This is a genomic window from Janthinobacterium sp. GMG2, assembly GCF_033949445.1.
GTDB lineage: Bacteria > Pseudomonadota > Gammaproteobacteria > Burkholderiales > Burkholderiaceae_D > Janthinobacterium > Janthinobacterium aestuarii.
This window is the reverse complement of the sequence record NZ_JAXAWA010000004.1, coordinates 55,315-71,830: the sequence shown is the minus strand read 5'-3', so window position 1 is coordinate 71,830 and position 16,516 is coordinate 55,315. Positions and strand designations below refer to the sequence as shown.

The following is a 16,516-nucleotide window of genomic DNA, read 5'->3' as shown; positions in this document are numbered from 1 at the left end:
GCCCATGGCAACGAGCCTGGCCGCACCCCTTATTCTAGCGCAGTCGCATCCTGCCGATACGCGCACCGCATTTCGCCAGCCCCAGCTCGAGCAACAGCAACATGCCGCCGGAAACGAGCAGCAGCGGCATCAGCGCACACATGGCAGCCGCCGCCAGCCAGGCCAGCATGGAAGGCGACGTCCAGGCGCCCGGCAGCAGCTTGGGCAAGCCCAGCGAGCCTGGCAAGCGTCGCTTGAAAAACATCACCCAGCCCGATACCAGCGAGAACAGCACGCTGGCGCCAAAGACCAGCAGCAAGGCCTGGTTCCACCAGCCGAATTCGCCGCGGTGAAACGGGATGCCGATGGCGGTGGCCTTGCCGAACGCCGTCTGCGCCTCCCAGCCCGCATAGTACAAAGGCTTGCCGCTGTAGGCATCGAACTGCAGGTCGAAGCGCAAGGTGGGCTGGCTGCGGTCGGCCATCGTGGCGCGCCACACATCGTCCTGGCTGGCCGGCGCCGTCAGCTGCACGGCGATGGCCGGCGCATGGCTGCGCGCCACCTTCCACGCATCTTGCCAGTCGAGCGGAGCACCCGCCTCGGTCGAATGCAGGCCGCGCGGCGCGGGCGGCGGCGCCTGGCCGCTGACGTCCCGCAGCGCGCGGATGCGCCCGCCTGCCTGCTGGCTCCACGTCAGCCCCGTCGTCAGGATCACGAAGCTGACGATACCGAGCGCCACGCCGAGAAACGCATGCCACTGGCGCCAGCCATTGCGGCCCCGCGCGCCCCACTTCGGCAAACCCGATTGGGCGCCGCGCGGCCACCAGAGCACCACGCCCGTCACCAGCATCACCATCAGCCAGCTGGCGGCCAGCTCGATCATCCAGCGCCAGCCATCGTTTTGCAGCAAACGCGAATGCAGCTTTTTTGCCCAGTTGCCGAAACGCTCGCTGCTGGCCAGGCTGCCCAGCACGCGCGCATCATAGGGGTTCACATACATGACGATGGCTTGCGCAGGCAGGCCGAACTTCGGCCTGGCCTTCACCGGCATCCCATGTCCAGCATGTTCATCGTGCGCGCCGCCGGGCGGCGCGAACGCCACTTGCACCGCATCGTCCTGCTGAAACGGCGGCACCACGTGCTGCACCGTCCAGCCACGCGGCGCGGCCCGTTCGGCGGCCGCCACGGCGGCGTCCAGCGGCAGCATGGACGCTTGCGGCGCCACATGATCGAGGTGCTGGTACAGCCTTGCCTCGATCTGCGGCGTGAACACGTACAGGATGCCCGTCAGGGTGGCCACCAGCGCGAAGGGCGAGGCGATCAGCGCGGCCCAGAAGTGGATGCGCCAGTACAGGCTTTTGCGGCGCGCGATGAGAAAGGTAAAATCGTCCATGGCCGTCCTCACAGTGCGCTATAGGTATAGGACAGGCCCAGCATCACGCTGCGCGGCGCACCGGGCGTGTACTGGTTCTGCGTATTGGCCGCGTAGCTGCCCGTGCCCGCGTAACTGCTGCTAGCCGAATCGGCGTAGCGCTTATCCATCAGATTGCGCACCTGCGCCCACGCTTCCACCCCGCGCGCGAGCTGATAATTGGCGCGCAGATTCAGCAGCGCATGCCCCTTGTACTCCACCGTGTTGGCGTTGTTCATCCAGTAGCGGCCCTGGTGCACGGCTTCGAGCGCGATACGCGCGCCCGCCACAGGCTTGTAGCCGACCTCGAACGAGGTGATGTCGCGCGGCGCCTGCGGCATGGTGCGGCCGCTGTAATCGAGGCTGGAGGACACCTGGTAGCGCAGGTAGCGGTGGCGCGCAATGGCCGTGGCGAAGCGCGCGTCGAACGGGCCGCTGTCATAGTTCAGGCCCAGCTCCAGCCCCTCGCTGCGCGTGCGCCCCGCATTGCGGTTTTCGCTATTCCCCGGTGACACGGTATAGCTGACGATGGTGTCGCGCCCGTCGAGCCGGTACAGGGCCGTATCGAGTTTCAAACGCCCCTGCAAAAAAGCCCAGCGCAAGCCCAGCTCATAGTTGTTGTAGATGGACGGCTGCAAGTTGGCGATGCCCGTCTTGCCATACAGCTGGCTCACTTCGGGCGGCGTGAAACCCTGGCTGACGTTTGCATACGCGCTGCCCGCATGGCCGATGGCGTAGGTGGCGCCCAGCTTCGGACTCACATGCGAAAAGCTGCGCGACTCGTCGGGCGCGCCGTAACTGGCGCTGCCGCCCGGCGCCAGCCTGTTATGGTAGTCGTAGCGGATGGCGTCCGAACGGCCGCCCAGCACCACACGCGTGCCGGCCAGCGGCGTAAATTCCCACTGTGCGAAGACGGCCGTGTTGAGGATGTCCGTCTGGTAGTCGCGCACGCCCTGCGGATTGGACGCATTGGCCAGCGAGTAGCGCAGGTAGCGGCCCGTGGCCGCATCGCGCACGATGGACAGGTTATCGCTGACAAAGGGATTGTCGCTCTTGTCGACATACACGCCGGCGATCAGGCGCGAACGCAGCCAGGCGAATTCCTGCTGGTGCTTCACGTCCAGCCCCAGTGAATCGACGTGGTTGTTGTTGATGACGCCCTTGCACAGCAGTCCCGCGCAACTGCCGATGGAATACGCGGGAAGCTGCCCATGGTCGTTCTTGCGCGTAAACACGGTGACGGTGCTGGTGCCATTGGCCGTCGTCTGCCCTTCCCATGCCAGATTCATGCGCGTGCTCCTGTCCTTGCGGTAGGTGAACGTATTCAGGCTTTTGCCGGGATTGCGGCGGTAGTCGTTCTCGAACAGGCTGCCCGTCATGGCCGCATCGAGATCCGTGTGGACGATGGTGGCGCGCAGCTGCGACGTGGGGCTGAGCGCATAGTCGGCGCGCAGCGAGAACGAATCCTTGTCGCCATAGCTGTACTCTTGCCAGTTGTCGCGCGAGCGGCGCGAACTGTAATGGGAAAAGCGCAGTCCCAGCGGGCCCCAGGTATCGCTGGCGGCCGTGTCGTAGCGCGTGTAGCCGCCCACGTTATCGCGCCGCACGCCCACGCTTGCCGTCGGTGTCGCGCTGGCGCCGGCCGTGAGGAAATTGACGGCGCCGCCGACGGCATTGCTGCCGTACAGCGAGGAAGCGGCGCCCTTCACCACCTCCACGCCGCTGGCTCCCGCCATGTTCATCTCGTTGAGAGAATTGTGGTTGAAGACGCCCAGCGGACGGATGGGAATGCCGTCTTCCAGGTACTGGTAGACGGCATTCGTGCCGATGGGCTGGCGGATGCTCATGCTGTGCTGTTCGTTGCCCAGGTCATTCCAGTACACGCCGGCGATGCGGTTGAGGATATCGCCCATGGTCTTGGGCTTGTCGCGTTCCAGCGTTTTGGCATTGACGACGCCGATCGCTTGCGGCGTTTCGGACAGCCACGATTGCGCGCGCGAGCCGGAAACGACGACGGTGTCGATGGCGTGATCAGTTTGGTCAGGTTGCTGCGCCTGCGCGCACGGGTAAGCCACGGTGATGGCCGCGGCCAGCACCAGTAATTTCTTGTTCATGTGATTCTCGTCTAAGTGTGCGGATGCGGCGCGTCACACGCCAAGGTGGACGGCGCCAGCATTGAAAATGCAAAAACTCAGGCGAGAGCGGGCGGAGCGCGCGATTGCGCGGTGGACCAGATGAACAGCGGTGCGGGTGACTGGTAGTACAGGGATGGGAAAATGGCCGTGCCGCTGGCCACAAGCAGCGGCAGCACGGGGCTGGTCGGCGGCAGGCCGACGGAGCCCGCATGCGTGGAACAGAAGGCGCAATGCTCCATCTGCATGACCTTGTCGCCTGACTTTTCATCGGCGGCGCCGTCACCGGCCTGCACAAGCTGGACAAAACGGATGCCGGCCACCGAGCAGATTTCCGCCCAACCGGAGCCGGATTCCTGCTTGGCGTTGGCGACGGCCTGGGAAATCGATGGCGCGAGCGCCGCCAGCAGGATCGCGAAACAGGCGATCCAGGCGGCGAAGCGGCGCGTGAACAAGGTCATTCCCATGGCCGCATTTTACCAGCGGCCGCCGGGACTGGGTAGCGGAAAGCGGCTCAGGCGGCCGGGCAGGCGGCGTTGCCGCTGTCAAAAGCGCGCACGACGCTTGCCGTATCGGCGGCGATGCGGTTCACGGCCCGGCGGTGGCCGAGCACCAGTTCATCGTAGCCGGCGCCCACCTTTTCATTGGCGATCGTGCGGCAAGTGACCACCTTGTTGCTGGCCAGCTGGCGCACGCTCCACACGGCGTCGATCAGCGCGTACTGGCCCATCACCGACTCGAAGCGCTGCACATTGGTGCTGATGCGGTATACGGGCAGCTTGTCCGGGTATGGCGTGCGGAACACATCGATGGCGCCCAGATCGTTCGTCACGGCCGTCGACAAGGCCTGGCCGATCTCGCCTGCCAGCGGCCCCGCCCAGCGCTGCTGCTCCAGCAGTTCGATGCGGCCAGATGGCGCCGTCACGACGAACTGGTTGCGGCTCACCTGCTGCGGCACGCTGACGGCCAGCACCTCGACATAATATTTGACGGGCTTGGCCGGCTGCGCGTCGGCACCGCCGCTCAGCGTATAGAAATGCTCGGGCTGGGGCGTGGAGCAGGCGCCCAGCAGACTGGCCGCCAGCAGCGCGGAAAAAATCGGTTTCATCATTTTTTTTCATCTCCTTTTTTACCGCGGATCAGGGACTCGGGATGACGTTCCAGGTAATCCGACAGGGCATTGAGCGACTGCAGGGTTTGCGTCAGCTGCTGCAAGGCCTGGCGCACGTCCGACTGCAGCGGCGAATCCTTTTGCAGCACCTGTTCGGCCGAACCAAAAGTCTGTTTCGCCGCCGTCAGGGTGTCGCGCATTTCCGGCACCACCTGGCCATCGAGCTGCTTGAACAGGGTATTGGCCTGCTTGATGGTGGCGTTCAGGTTATTGCCGATCTCCGCGTACGGCACCTGATCGAGCTTGCGGGCGATGCTGGCGATCTGCGTCTGCAATTCATCGAGGGTATTCGGCACGGTCGGCACTTCCAGCGGGTATTTGTTCGGATCGAGCGCCACCTTCGGCGCTTTCGGGAAGAAGTCGAGCGCGATGTACAGCTGACTGGTCAGCAGGTTGCCCGTGCGTAGCTGGGCGCGCAAGCCACGGCTGACCATGCGTTCGAGCAGCTGGTGGCCGGCCGAGCCTTCCTCATCGTCGACGGCGGCCTTGAAGCGCATGCCCAGGCGGGCCGGGTACAGGTTGACGGTGACGGGCATGCGGAAGTTCTTCTTCACGGGGTCAAATTCGATGCCGACCGAACGCACCTCGCCCAGCACGATGCCGCGGAAGTCCACCGTGGCGCCAGGCTGCAAGCCGCGCAGGGACTGGTCGAAATAGAACACGGTGGTGATCGCCTCGCCATCGGGCTCGCGCATGGCGCTGGCCTCGTCGGCCGCCAGGCGGTAGTTGGTGCCGGCCGGCGCCGGTTCGACGGGTTTGCGGCCATTTTCCGCCTCGAAGGCGATACCGCCCACCAGCATGGCGGCCAGCGATTGCGTATTCAGTTTAAAACCGTTCGAATCGAGGCGCACGTCGACGCCGCTGGCATGCCACCAGCGCGCATCCTTGCCGACAAACTGGTCGTACGGCGCATTGACGAAAACCGACATGGTGATGCCGTTGCCATCCTTGTCCAGCGCGAAGCTGACCACCTTGCCCACGCGCAGGCGATGGAAGAACAGGGGCGAGCCCACGTCGACGGAGCCGAGGCTGTCCGCATGCAAGGTGTACAGCTTGCCCTTCTGGTCTCCCGCCACGGCGGGCGGGCTCTCCATGCCGATGAAGTTCTCCTTTTTGGCTTCCGACTTGCCCGTGTCGACGCCGATGTAGGCGCCCGACAGCAAGGTGCCCAGCCCTGTCACGCCGCTGGCACCGATCTGCGGACGCACCACCCAGAAACGCGAATCGGCGGTGGCGAAGCGGCGCGCTTCCTTGCTCATGTCGATCGTCACCAGCACCTTGCTCAAGTCGTCGCCCAGGGTGATGGCGCGCACCTGGCCGATATCGACATCCTTGTACTTGACCTTGGTCTTGCCCGGCTCCAGGCCTTCGGCGCTCTTGAAGCTGACCGTCACCGTGGGTCCCTGGTCGAGGATGGACTTGGCGGCCAGGCCGGCGCCGATCAGCGCGGCCAGCAGCGGAATGAGCCACACCAGCGACGGTAGCCAGCGGCTGGCCGAGTCCACATCGGGTTCGGGCAAAGGCCGTGCGCCGGTTTCGGCAAGGTCGCCCGTTTCTTTGTCAGCCATGCTGTTCTCCAATCACTGTATTGTTTCCGGTATTTTCTGCGCTGCCGCGTTCTTCATCCTCGGCCGCCTTGTCGTCAACGGGATCCCAGATCAGGCGCGGGTCGAACTGCATCGCCGCCAGCATGGTCAGCACCACCACGGCGCCAAAGGCCAGCGCGCCGGGTCCGGCCGTGATCACGGCCAGCGACTTGAAGCGCACCAGCGCCACCGTCAGGGTGACGACAAAGATGTCGAGCATGGACCAGCGGCCGATGAATTCGACCATGCGGTACAAAATGGTGCGTTGGCGCGGCCGCCAGCGCGAACGCCGCTGCGCCGTGAACGCCAGCAGCGCCAGCACGCCCAGTTTCAGCATCGGCACGACCACGCTGGCGATGAAAATAATGATGGCCAGGCCCTTCGAGCCGCTGGTCCAGAACAGCACCACGCCGCTCATGATGGTGTCGTCCTGTGCGCCGAACAGCGATTGCGTCACCATCACGGGCAGCAGGTTGGCGGGAATGTAGAGGATCATGGCGGCGATCAGCAAGGCCCAGGTACGGTTGATGCTGTCCGGTTTGCGCACGTGCAGGGCCGTGCCGCAGCGCACGCACGCCAGGTGCCTGCCCTTGCCCAGGGGCGGTGCCACCAGGCCGCAGGCATGGCAGGGAACCACCTTCTCACCCGGAGCGAAGGCCTTGTAGCGCATGCCGGGCAGCGCCTGGCGGGTCAGGTCGTCGCCCAGGTTCCACAGGGCCTTGGGGTCGAACGAGACGACGATGGCCAGCATCAGGGTCAGCGCGCCAAACGCGAACAAGCCAGGTTGCGGCAGCACCGTGGCCAGGCTGGTCATCTTGACGACGGTGATCAGGATGCCGATCATCAGCACCTCCGTCATGCCCCATTCGCGCGCCGTCTGCACGGCGCGCAGCACGCGGTTAAAGCCCGGCACCTTGACGCCGCAGCGCAAGCCCAGCGCCACATACAGCAGGGAACCGAGTTCGATGGCGGGAAAGAGGATGGTAAACAGGAAGACCATCGCCGCCACGATGTGCATCTGCTCGTACCACAGCACGCGGATGGAACCGAGCAAGGTGGCGCTGGAGGTCAGGCCATTGACATCGAGTTCGACGATGGGGAAAAACTGGGCGATCAGGAAGACGAAGGCGGCGCCCAGGGTCAGCGCCACCACCTTGGTCAATTCGGCCGATGCGCCGCGCGCGTGCGCGCCCCGGTACAGCACCGAGCGGCAACGGATACAGCGCGCCTTTTCGCGGGGACGCAGCGGACGTTTGCGGTACAGCACGCCGCAGTCATGACAGCTAATCAGGTCGTATCGGTGCACAGTGTGAAGTTTGCCAGCGCCCGAAGCGCGACTTTCCCATGTTAATGCCAGCCATCATGACAGAGTTGGCATTTTCCTGCACTACGGCACTATTCTTTTCCACGCCCCCGCAGCAGCGCCTCCACGGCGCGGCCGATTTGCAGCACTTGATCGTCCGCGCCGGCCAGGCCGCAAATGCCCAGCCCCACGGGCAGTTCGCCGTCCGCATGGCACGGCAAGGACAGCGCGCAGCCGTCGAGGAAGTTGATCACGCTGGCGTTGCGCAGTACGAGGCCATTCGTGGCAAAGAAGGTGGCGTCATCCGATTCCAATGGCGCGACCTGCGGCGCGACGATGGCTACGCTGGGCATCAGCCAGGCGTCGTATGGCGCCAGGCGCTGCTCCGCGATGGCGATCAGGCGCGCGCGCGCATCAAGTAAATCGATGTAGTCCGCTGCGCCCTGCTGCTGGCCGCGGCGGATGCGCGCCGCCACGCGCTGGTCGTACTGCGCGCCCTTCTCTTCCAGGAGCGCCCTGTGCCAGTGCCAGGCTTCCGCCGCCACCAGGCCGCCACCGCCATTGATACCCGGCAGTTCCAGCAACTCAGGAAAATCGAACTGCTCCACCAGGGCGCCCGCTTGCCGCAGCTGGTCCAGCGCCGCGTCGAAAGCCTGCTGCACCTGCGGCTCCACGTGCGTACCGACGTAGTCCAGGGTAAAACCGAAGCGCAAGCCTTTCAATGCCGGCGCCTGCGCGTCGACGTCATGGCCCGACAAGGCCGCGTACAAAATGGCGCAGCAGTCGACGCTGTGCGCGATGGGGCCGGCCGAATCGAGGGAGCGCGACAAGGGCACGGTGCCGGCCAGCGACACGGACGCCGCCGTCGGCTTGAAGCCCGTCAGGCCGCAAAAGGCGGACGGGATGCGGATCGAGCCGCCCGTGTCCGTGCCCAGTGCGCCGGCCGCCATGTCCAGCGCCACCGTCACGGCGCCGCCCGAGGTGGAGCCGCCCGCCACGCGCCCGCCGTCGTGCGGATTGCGCGGCGTGCCGTGATGGGGATTCAGGCCCAGGCCGGAAAACGCGAATTCGCTCATATTGGTGCGGCCCAGCAGGACGGCGCCGGCCGCGCGCAGGCGCGCCACGGCGCCCGCGTCTGCCTCGGCGGGCGGCGCGCCGGCCAGCGCCAGCGAGGCGGCGCTGCTGGCTTGCCCTTTGACGTCGAACAGGTCCTTGATCGAGATGGGCACGCCGGCCAGCGGCGAGGCAACGATGCCGGCGGCGCGCGCCGCATCGCTGGCCCGCGCCTCCATCAGCGCCTGTTCGCCATCGAGGCTGACATAGGCATGGCCGCCCTGCGCCCGGTGCGCTTCGGCGCGCGCCAGCATCTGCTGTGTCAGCGCCACGCTGGTGATGCGGCCGGCGGCCAGGTCGGCGGCCAGTTCTCGGATGGTCTTGGTCATTGTTTTATCCTTCCACGGGCAGGGTTTGCACGGCATAGCGGTGCTGCAGGCGGCGCTGCAAGGCTGGATCATACAGCTCCAGCGCGAACGCGTCGCCATGGCCCATCTCGCCGATGATCGGTTGCGTGCCGCAAAACATGGCGCTGCCCACGGGCAGAGTCGCCTGCCCCGTGTAGCGCTGAATCAGGTCTTCCGGCGACAGCATGCGCGTCACGGGACCGTCCTGGTACAGGGCCGGCACGCCGGCACGCTCGCGCCAGGAACGCATCTGCAGCTGGTCCCAGTGGCCGGCCACGTCGGCATAGCGCCACAAGGTGCCGCCCACGGGCTTGCCGCACATCTGCTTCGACACCGTCACGCCATAGCTTTCCACCTTGCGGTCCGTATGATCGGAACCGATACCCACCAGCAGGCCGTATTCCGTGGAAAACAGCACGAATTCCGCTTCGCCCGAGGAATCGCCGCCCGGCACTTCGATGGCGGCGTCGCTCGAGAGCAATGCCGCCGAGACGCGGTAAAACGTGGGCACGCTTTTCGGGCGCGCCACGCCGATGGCTTCCAGTTCGGCGATATGGTGTTCCACCATCGCCATGTCGCGGCCCGTCCAGCCGGCAATGATCAGGCGGTCGATATCGAAGGTGACGGGGCCGTGGCCGGCCAGTTGAAAACGCAATGTCGTCATGATGTTATTCCTCAAGAGGGCCGCGGCCCGTTTCGCGCGCCGCAAAGACGGCGGCGCCGGTGATCAGCAAGGCCGCCGCCACGTACAGCGAGACGGCCACGGTGCTGTTGTACGAACGGTACAGACTGGCGATGACGAGCGGGGCGAAACCGCCGCCGATGACACCGGCCAGGGTGTAGGCCAGCGAGGAACCCGCATAGCGCACCTTGGTGGGGAACTGCTCGATGACGAAGGCCGCTTGCGGGCCGTACATGATGGCGTGGATGACCAGGCCCACGACGACGGCCGTGACGATGGCGGCCGGGCTGGCCGTGTCTAACAAGGTGAAGAAGGCAAACGCCCACACGAGGCCCAGGATGGCGCCCAGCGCATACACGGGGCGGCGGCCGATCTTGTCCGACAGCGTGCCAAACACGGGCACCGCCAGCGCATTGCACGCCGTGCCGACCATGATGGCCGTCAGCGCCAGGGTTGACGACAAATGCAGCACCGTTGTCACATACGTCAGGGTGAACACCACCACCAGCGCATACAGCACGTCCGAGCCGATACGCACGCCGCCGGCGATCAGCAGACGGCGCCAGTACACGCGCAGCACGTCGCCGATCGGCGCTTCCGCCTTCGCATCCTGCTGGTCGAGTTCCTTGAACAGCGGGGTTTCCTCGATGCCGCTGCGTATCCACATGCCGAACGCCACCAGCAGCAGACTGGCGATGAACGGCATGCGCCAGCCCCAATCCATGAACGCCTCATGCGGCAGAAGGTAGGTGATCAGGCCGATGCAGCCGGTCGCCAACAAGGTGCCGAACGACGGTCCCACCTGCGTCCACGAGGCGTTGCGGCCACGCTTGTCCGGCGCCCCGTGTTCGACGGAGATCAGCACGGCGCCCGCCCATTCGCCGCCCAAGGCGATGCCCTGCACGAAACGCAATGCCACCAGCAGGATGGGGCTCCAGATGCCGGCCGTCGCGTACGTCGGCAAGAGGCCCATCAAGCCCGTCGTCACGCCCATCAGCATCAGGGTCACGACCAGCACCCAGCGGCGCCCCAGCTTGTCGCCCAGATGGCCGAAGATCACGCCGCCGATAGGGCGCGAGATGTAGCCGACCGCATATGTGGAAAAGGCCAGGATGGTGCCCGTCAGCGGGTCGAACGAGGGAAAGAACAGGTGGTTGAAAATCAGCGCGGCCATGGTGTTGTAGACGGTGAAGTCATACCATTCCAGGGTCGTGCCGACCATGCTGGCCGTGGCCAGGCGGCCCGTCTTGGCCGCCGTGGCCTTCTCGCCCGGTGCCTGGGCTGCCGGATGCGCAGCGTTCGTATATGTGGTCATAGCCTACCTCTCTCGTCAGTTTTATTGCAGGCCCGGCGCAGGATGCTTTGCCCTGCGCCGTGGCCCGTGTCTCGTGTTATCGGTGCCGGCAAGATGCCCGCGGCCGTGTCAGGCCGCGTGCAGGTCCGCCTCGCGCAATTGCCAGGACAACTGCAGGATGGCCGCCTGTTCCGCATCGAGTCCCAGCGCCGCGCTGGCGGCATTGGCGGCCGCCATGGCGGCACTTTCGGACGACGCGTCGATCAGGAAAATCGGGTCGAGCACGCGGCCCTCCGTCCGTTCCGCCGGCAAGGGGCCGGACAGATTCGCGTCCGGTGTCAGCAGGCGCGTGGCGATGACGCCGTCGTTCTGCAGCAGCTTCGTTCCCAGCGCGGCCATGGCGTCCACGGCTTGCGCATCCTGGCCGATGGCTGGCGCGCCCAGGCGCAGAACGGCCAGCCAGGCGCCCGTGCCCATGCCCGTTTCCGCCTCGATGGCACATACACGGCGCATCGGATCGACCATGCGCTGCAAGTTCGTCAGCGACCATGGCGTCTGCTGGCCGAAAGCCTTGAAGTAGTCGGGCGTCTGGAAAGCGCCCAGCGACACGGTGCGGTACAGGCCCAGGTATTTGCGCGGGCCGCGCACGCTCTGGTAGCGCGTGCCGCTGACGAAGCCGGGAATGCGCACGCGCTCTTCCACGTGTTCGCGGTCGTACCAGCGGTTGAAATCGCGTTCGTGTTCGGGGTCGGCGCTGGTCCAGACAAACAGCAAGCCTGGCAAGGTGGGGGACGTCGTCATGATGGTTCCGTTCTGCGTTATGGGTGGTGTGCCAACCCAGAATAGGTGGCACGCCATCACTTGGCAAACGGGTTATTCTGAACGCGACTGATAAGTTTTTCTTGTGGGTGGGGATGAGGCCAAAAATGTTGTCGGATTACGCGCCTGGGCGCTAATCAGAACTACGCCACAGCGTCAAGCTCCGTACTCCTCCGCGAGCCCCACACTGAATCGGGCCGCCTCCTCGCACGCCAGCATGGCCACCAACTGGATCGCTTCCGTGGTGATGTCTTCGCTGTAACTGATGACGATGCGCTGCGGCGCCAGGCTGCTGGTGCAGGGAATCAGGGCGATGTGGCCCTGTTCGATTTCCTCGCGCAGGGGCGCCAGCGGCAGCACGGCGATACCGAAGCCCGCTTTGACCAGGCGCACGATGGCGGAGATCGAGCTGACGCAATGGACCCGTCCCAGCTGCACGCCCTCGTCCTGGCACAGCGCCTTTAAAGCGGAATGCGGCTGCGAGCCCCGGTTCATGGTGATGATCGGATGCTGCGCCAGTTGCGCCACCGTATATGGCTTGCCCGTGTCGGGCCAGTCGGCGGCCCTGCCGGCCCAGCCCATGGCGATGGCGCCGCTGCCCGTGCTGCGGATATGGTCGCCCGTCAGCATGTCCGTCTGCAGCGCGATATCGAGTTCGCCCTGCTGCAGCTGTTCGTGCAGGCGCCGCGTCGATTCCGACGTCAGCTGAATCTCGATGCCCGGATAGCGCTCCTGCACGCGCTGCAGGAACGGGATCAGCCAGGTATGCACGATGGTTTCGATGACGCCGATGCGCACCTCGCCCGTGATCAGCGCGGGCGAGGAATTGGCCGCATACATGTCGCGGCACAGTTCCAGCATGCGTTCGGCGTACACGAGCAGATTGCGCCCGGCAAAGGTCAGGCGGATTTCACGCGCGTCGCGGTCGAACAAACGCGTGCCGAAATCCTGCTCCAGCGACGCGATGCGGTTCGAGATGGCCGCCTGCGTGATGTGCAGCTTGTCGGCCGCCGTGCGAAAGCTGCCCAGCCGCGCAGCCCAGACAAACGCTTCGAGAAAACGGGTATTCAATGGGGGCTCTTCTTCACAGGTTGAGTGTCCGCCCCATTGTAAGCCAAAGCACCCGCCCTATTTCTCGCCCAGGAAGTCGAGCAGGGTCAGGGCCACGATCTTGCTCGCCTTGCGCAAATCGTCGAGCGCCAGGCGCTCGTCGGCCTTCTTCGCGTTCGACTCTGGCACCGTGCGCGGGCCGGCGCCATACAGCACGGCAGGAATGCCACGCTCGCCATACAGGCGCGCATCCGCATACAGGGGCGTGCCGACGGCGGGAATGGTCTCGCCCAGAATCGCTTGCGCGTTTTTCTGCAGGCTGCCGACCAGCTGTTCGGAACCGGGCAAGGGCCGCAGCGCGTGCGACAGCAGCAGGCGACGGATCTCGAGGCGGATGCCAGGCTCGCCGCGCACGGCGTCCTCGATCAGCGCGCGCACCTGCGCCTCCACCGCCACCGGGTCTTCTTCGGGAATCATGCGGCGGTCCATCTTCATGACGACCTTGCCTGGCACCACATTGGTATTCGTGCCGCCATCGATGCGGCCCACGAGCATGGTGGGCGAGTCGATGCCGGCCACTTTGGACTTGATCTTTTTCAGCTCCGGCAGCTGGCCATAGATCGCATTGAGGATCTTGTTGGCCGCCTGCAGCGCGTCGTGCCCCGTCTCCGGCATCGAGCCGTGGCCCGACTTGCCGTGCACGGTGATTTCCAGCTGCAGGCAGGCGTTGTGCGCCGTGACGATGCCGTAGCTGAAACCGGCGGCGATGACGAAATCGGGCTTCGTCAGCTGCTGTTCCAGCAGCCAGCCCGGCCCCAGCAAGCCGCCGAATTCCTCGTCGTACGTAAAATGCAGTTCCAGCTGGCCCTTCAAGGGAATGCCCAGGGCTTCGAGCGCGCGCGCGGCAAACACATAGGTGGCGAAATCGCCTTTCGACACGGCCGTCGCGCGGCCATAGATATAGCCATCGTCGATCTGGCCGCCGTACGGCGGATACGTCCAGTTGTCGCCGGGCGGCACCACGTCGCCATGCGCATTCAGGGCCACGGTCGGCCCGCCCGCGCCATAAGGGCGGCGCACGATCAGGTTGGTGATGCTCTGCATGCCATATGCCTCGACCTGGTCCTTTGGGACGGCATGCTTTTCAGCGTTCCAGCCATACGCCTGCAGCAGCTGCGCCACCAGGTCCGCATGGGGCCCGTTATTGCCGGGCGGCGTATCCGTCGGCTGCTGCACCACCTTCTGTAAAAATGCGACTTCCTCGTCGAAGTGTTCGTCGATCCAGGCCGTGATTTTTTCTGCGTGCGTAGTCATTTTGCTCCTTGCATGGTCTGTTGCAGCCAGGCGCCAAGCTCGCTGCGCTCGGCCTCCGTCATATTGGTCAGGTTCCCGATCGGCATGGCTTTCAGCTCGATGGCCTGCTTGTAGATTTGCGCCGCGTGCTGGCGTATTTCCATTTCATTATCGAACATCATGCCGGCCGGCGCCGTGGCGAAGCCGGGCTGCGTGGGCTGGGCCGAATGACAGGTGGCACAGCGCTGGGCGATGATGGCATGCACGGCCTTGAACTGCGCGGACGGGTCCACTGCGGCCACGGCAGCTACCGGTGCTGGCGCCTTCGGTGCGATGGCGACGGCAACAGCCAGCAGCAACGCCACGCCGAGAGCCGGATAACGCCACTCGACACGCCCCTTGTGGCGCAGGTTGAAGAAGTGGCGGATGAAGACGCCGGCCGCCATGATCAGCGCCAGCACCAGCCACGCGTGGTCGTTCCGGTAAGTCATCGCGTAGTGGTTGCTGATCATGATGAACAGCACGGGCAACGTGAAATAATTGTTATGCACGCTGCGCTGCTTGGCCTTCAAGCCATGCTTCGGGTCGGGCAGCTTGCCGGCGGCCATGGCCTCGACCATCTTGCGTTGGCCGGGAATGATCAGCATCAGCACATTGGCCACCATGATGGTGCCGATCATGGCGCCCACGTGGATGTAGGCGGCACGCCCGCTGAGCAAATGCGTGAGCACGTAGGCGGCGCCGACGATCAACGCGAACACCGTCACGCCGAACCACAGTTCATATTGCGCCAGCTTCGAGCGGCACAGCAGGTCGTACACGATCCAGCCGATGACGAGGGTGGCGATGCCGATGCCGACGGCCTGGCCGCTGGAGATGTCCGCCACGGCCTTGTCGATCATCATGGCCTGCGCATTGAAGTAGTAGGCAATCGTCAGCAGCGCGAAACCAGACAGCCACGTGGAATACGCTTCCCACTTGAACCAGTGCAGCTCCTTCGGCAGTTCGGCGGGCGCCACCAGGTATTTTTGCGGGTTGTAGAAGCCGCCGCCATGCACGGCCCACAATTCTCCCGACACGCCCTTCTTCGCCAGCTCGGAGCCGGGCGCGGGCGGGCGGATCGAGTTGTCGAGCCAGACGAAATAGAAGGAAGCACCGATCCAGGCGATGCCCGTGATGACGTGCAGCCAGCGGACGATCAGGTTCAGCCACTCAAGGCCGTACGGGATCAGGTAGGCAAATACTTCCATAAATTTCCTCTAGTCAGACCGAACCAATATTCGTGCCAATCTACACAAGATAAACGGATTTACCGCCCATCACATGAAAAATATCGTATATTTGACATATTCAAATCGATATACAACAGAGCCGCCGCCACATGTCCAGCCTGCCGCAACACCTCGACCTGCACCTGATCCGCATCCTTTACCTGCTGCTGGTGGAAAAGAATGTCTCGCGCGTGGCATTGAAGCTCAACCAGCCGCAGCCTTCGATTTCCGCCTCCCTGCGCAAGCTTAGAGAATTGACGGGCGACCCGCTGCTGGTGCGCGGCGCGCGCGGCATGGTGCCGACCCAGCATGGCGAAAGCCTGCTCAATCCGGCCAAGCGCATCCTCGACCAGACGGAGAGCCTGTTCGTCAAGAAGACGCCGTTCGTGGCGCAGGAAGAGGCGCGCACCTTCCATATCGCCGCACCCGACTACCTGGACAGCCAGTTCCTGCCCAACGTCGTGGCCCTGCTGCGCCGCGGTTCGCCGAAAAGCCGCGTCGTGCTGCATAGCCTGGGGCCGGGCATCGACCATATCCGCCAGTTGTCCGATGGTGGCCTGGACTTGGTCATCGCCAACTGGGACGAGCCGCCCGCGCACCTGCACATCTCGAAGCTGTTCGAAGACCCCATCATCTGCGCCATGCATGCGGAAAACGCCTATGCGCGGCGCACGGCCAGCGACGCGATGACCCTCAACGACTATCTGAGCCTGCCCCACGTGGCGCCGTCGCAGATGATGCCCGGCTACCACGGCGTGATCGATTCCTTCCTCGAACGGCAAAACCTGCAGCGCAACGTGGTGGTGGAATCGGCGTATTTCGGCCTGATTCCCTACATGCTGACGCAGACGGATCTCGTGCTGACCACGGGCCGGCAATTCATGCGCTTCTATGAAAAGACCCTGCCGCTGAAAACGTACACCGTACCCCTGAAATTTCCGCCGATGCGCTTTTACCAGCTGTGGCACCAGCGCGTGCACCAGGCGCCCGAGCACAAATGGCTGCGCGACCAGGTCAGCGCGGCCGCCAAGGCGCTGGTGCAGCGATAGCCGCTATCAGCGCGCG

General features: G+C 64.8%; 14 protein-coding genes. 1 reads left to right on the top strand and 13 read right to left on the bottom strand.

Annotated features, from left to right (window positions below):
* Positions 1-34: 34 nt before the first annotated feature.
* The 13 genes from SKZ59_RS16155 to SKZ59_RS16095 form a co-directional block, all read right to left on the bottom strand.
* On the bottom strand, positions 35-1,372 hold the full coding sequence (locus SKZ59_RS16155) for a PepSY-associated TM helix domain-containing protein (RefSeq protein ID WP_319992340.1): 1,338 nt from the start codon (positions 1,370-1,372) through the stop codon (positions 35-37).
* 8 nt (positions 1,373-1,380) lie between these two features.
* Entirely contained in the window at positions 1,381-3,504 is a 2,124-nt protein-coding gene (locus tag SKZ59_RS16150; protein WP_319992339.1) for a TonB-dependent receptor family protein, read from the bottom strand.
* 77 nt (positions 3,505-3,581) lie between these two features.
* Positions 3,582-3,989, bottom strand: coding sequence for a DUF2946 domain-containing protein (locus tag SKZ59_RS16145; RefSeq protein ID WP_319992338.1), 408 nt, complete (start codon positions 3,987-3,989; stop codon positions 3,582-3,584).
* 47 nt (positions 3,990-4,036) lie between these two features.
* Positions 4,037-4,633 carry a membrane integrity-associated transporter subunit PqiC gene (locus SKZ59_RS16140; protein ID WP_070303397.1) on the bottom strand — a complete coding sequence of 199 codons (597 nt, stop codon included), beginning with the start codon at positions 4,631-4,633 and terminating at the stop codon, positions 4,037-4,039.
* Positions 4,630-6,261, bottom strand: a complete 1,632-nt coding sequence (locus SKZ59_RS16135) for an intermembrane transport protein PqiB (protein WP_319992337.1) — start codon at positions 6,259-6,261, stop codon at positions 4,630-4,632. Before SKZ59_RS16135 ends, SKZ59_RS16140 begins: the two co-directional genes overlap by 4 nt.
* A complete protein-coding gene (locus tag SKZ59_RS16130) occupies positions 6,254-7,546 on the bottom strand; it encodes a paraquat-inducible protein A (RefSeq protein WP_413774565.1) in 1,293 nt (430 codons plus the stop codon). Before SKZ59_RS16130 ends, SKZ59_RS16135 begins: the two co-directional genes overlap by 8 nt.
* A 128-nt stretch (positions 7,547-7,674) precedes the next feature.
* Positions 7,675-9,024: an amidase gene (locus SKZ59_RS16125; protein ID WP_319992335.1), complete on the bottom strand. Its 1,350-nt coding sequence runs from the start codon at positions 9,022-9,024 to the stop codon at positions 7,675-7,677.
* A gap of 4 nt (positions 9,025-9,028) precedes the next feature.
* The gene (locus SKZ59_RS16120) at positions 9,029-9,706 is read right to left on the bottom strand and encodes a DUF2848 domain-containing protein (RefSeq protein WP_319992334.1); all 678 of its coding nucleotides are present in this window, start codon (positions 9,704-9,706) and stop codon (positions 9,029-9,031) included.
* Between the two features lie 4 nt (positions 9,707-9,710).
* A complete protein-coding gene (locus SKZ59_RS16115) occupies positions 9,711-11,039 on the bottom strand; it encodes an MFS transporter (RefSeq protein WP_319992333.1) in 1,329 nt (442 codons plus the stop codon).
* 108 nt (positions 11,040-11,147) lie between these two features.
* A complete protein-coding gene (locus SKZ59_RS16110) occupies positions 11,148-11,819 on the bottom strand; it encodes a DUF4286 family protein (protein WP_319992332.1) in 672 nt (223 codons plus the stop codon).
* Between the two features lie 174 nt (positions 11,820-11,993).
* On the bottom strand, positions 11,994-12,908 hold the full coding sequence (locus SKZ59_RS16105) for a LysR family transcriptional regulator (protein ID WP_219330066.1): 915 nt from the start codon (positions 12,906-12,908) through the stop codon (positions 11,994-11,996).
* A 57-nt stretch (positions 12,909-12,965) separates the two neighbouring features.
* Positions 12,966-14,201, bottom strand: a complete 1,236-nt coding sequence (locus SKZ59_RS16100) for a M20/M25/M40 family metallo-hydrolase (protein WP_319992331.1) — start codon at positions 14,199-14,201, stop codon at positions 12,966-12,968.
* Entirely contained in the window at positions 14,198-15,430 is a 1,233-nt protein-coding gene (locus SKZ59_RS16095; protein ID WP_319992330.1) for a urate hydroxylase PuuD, read from the bottom strand. The genes SKZ59_RS16100 and SKZ59_RS16095 overlap by 4 nt, the downstream gene beginning before the upstream one ends.
* Before the next feature lie 131 nt (positions 15,431-15,561).
* Here SKZ59_RS16095 and SKZ59_RS16090 point away from each other — a divergent pair, with 131 nt between their 5' ends.
* Complete coding sequence (locus tag SKZ59_RS16090) at positions 15,562-16,500, top strand: LysR family transcriptional regulator (protein ID WP_319992329.1); 939 nt, start codon at positions 15,562-15,564, stop codon at positions 16,498-16,500.
* Positions 16,501-16,516 lie beyond the last annotated feature (16 nt).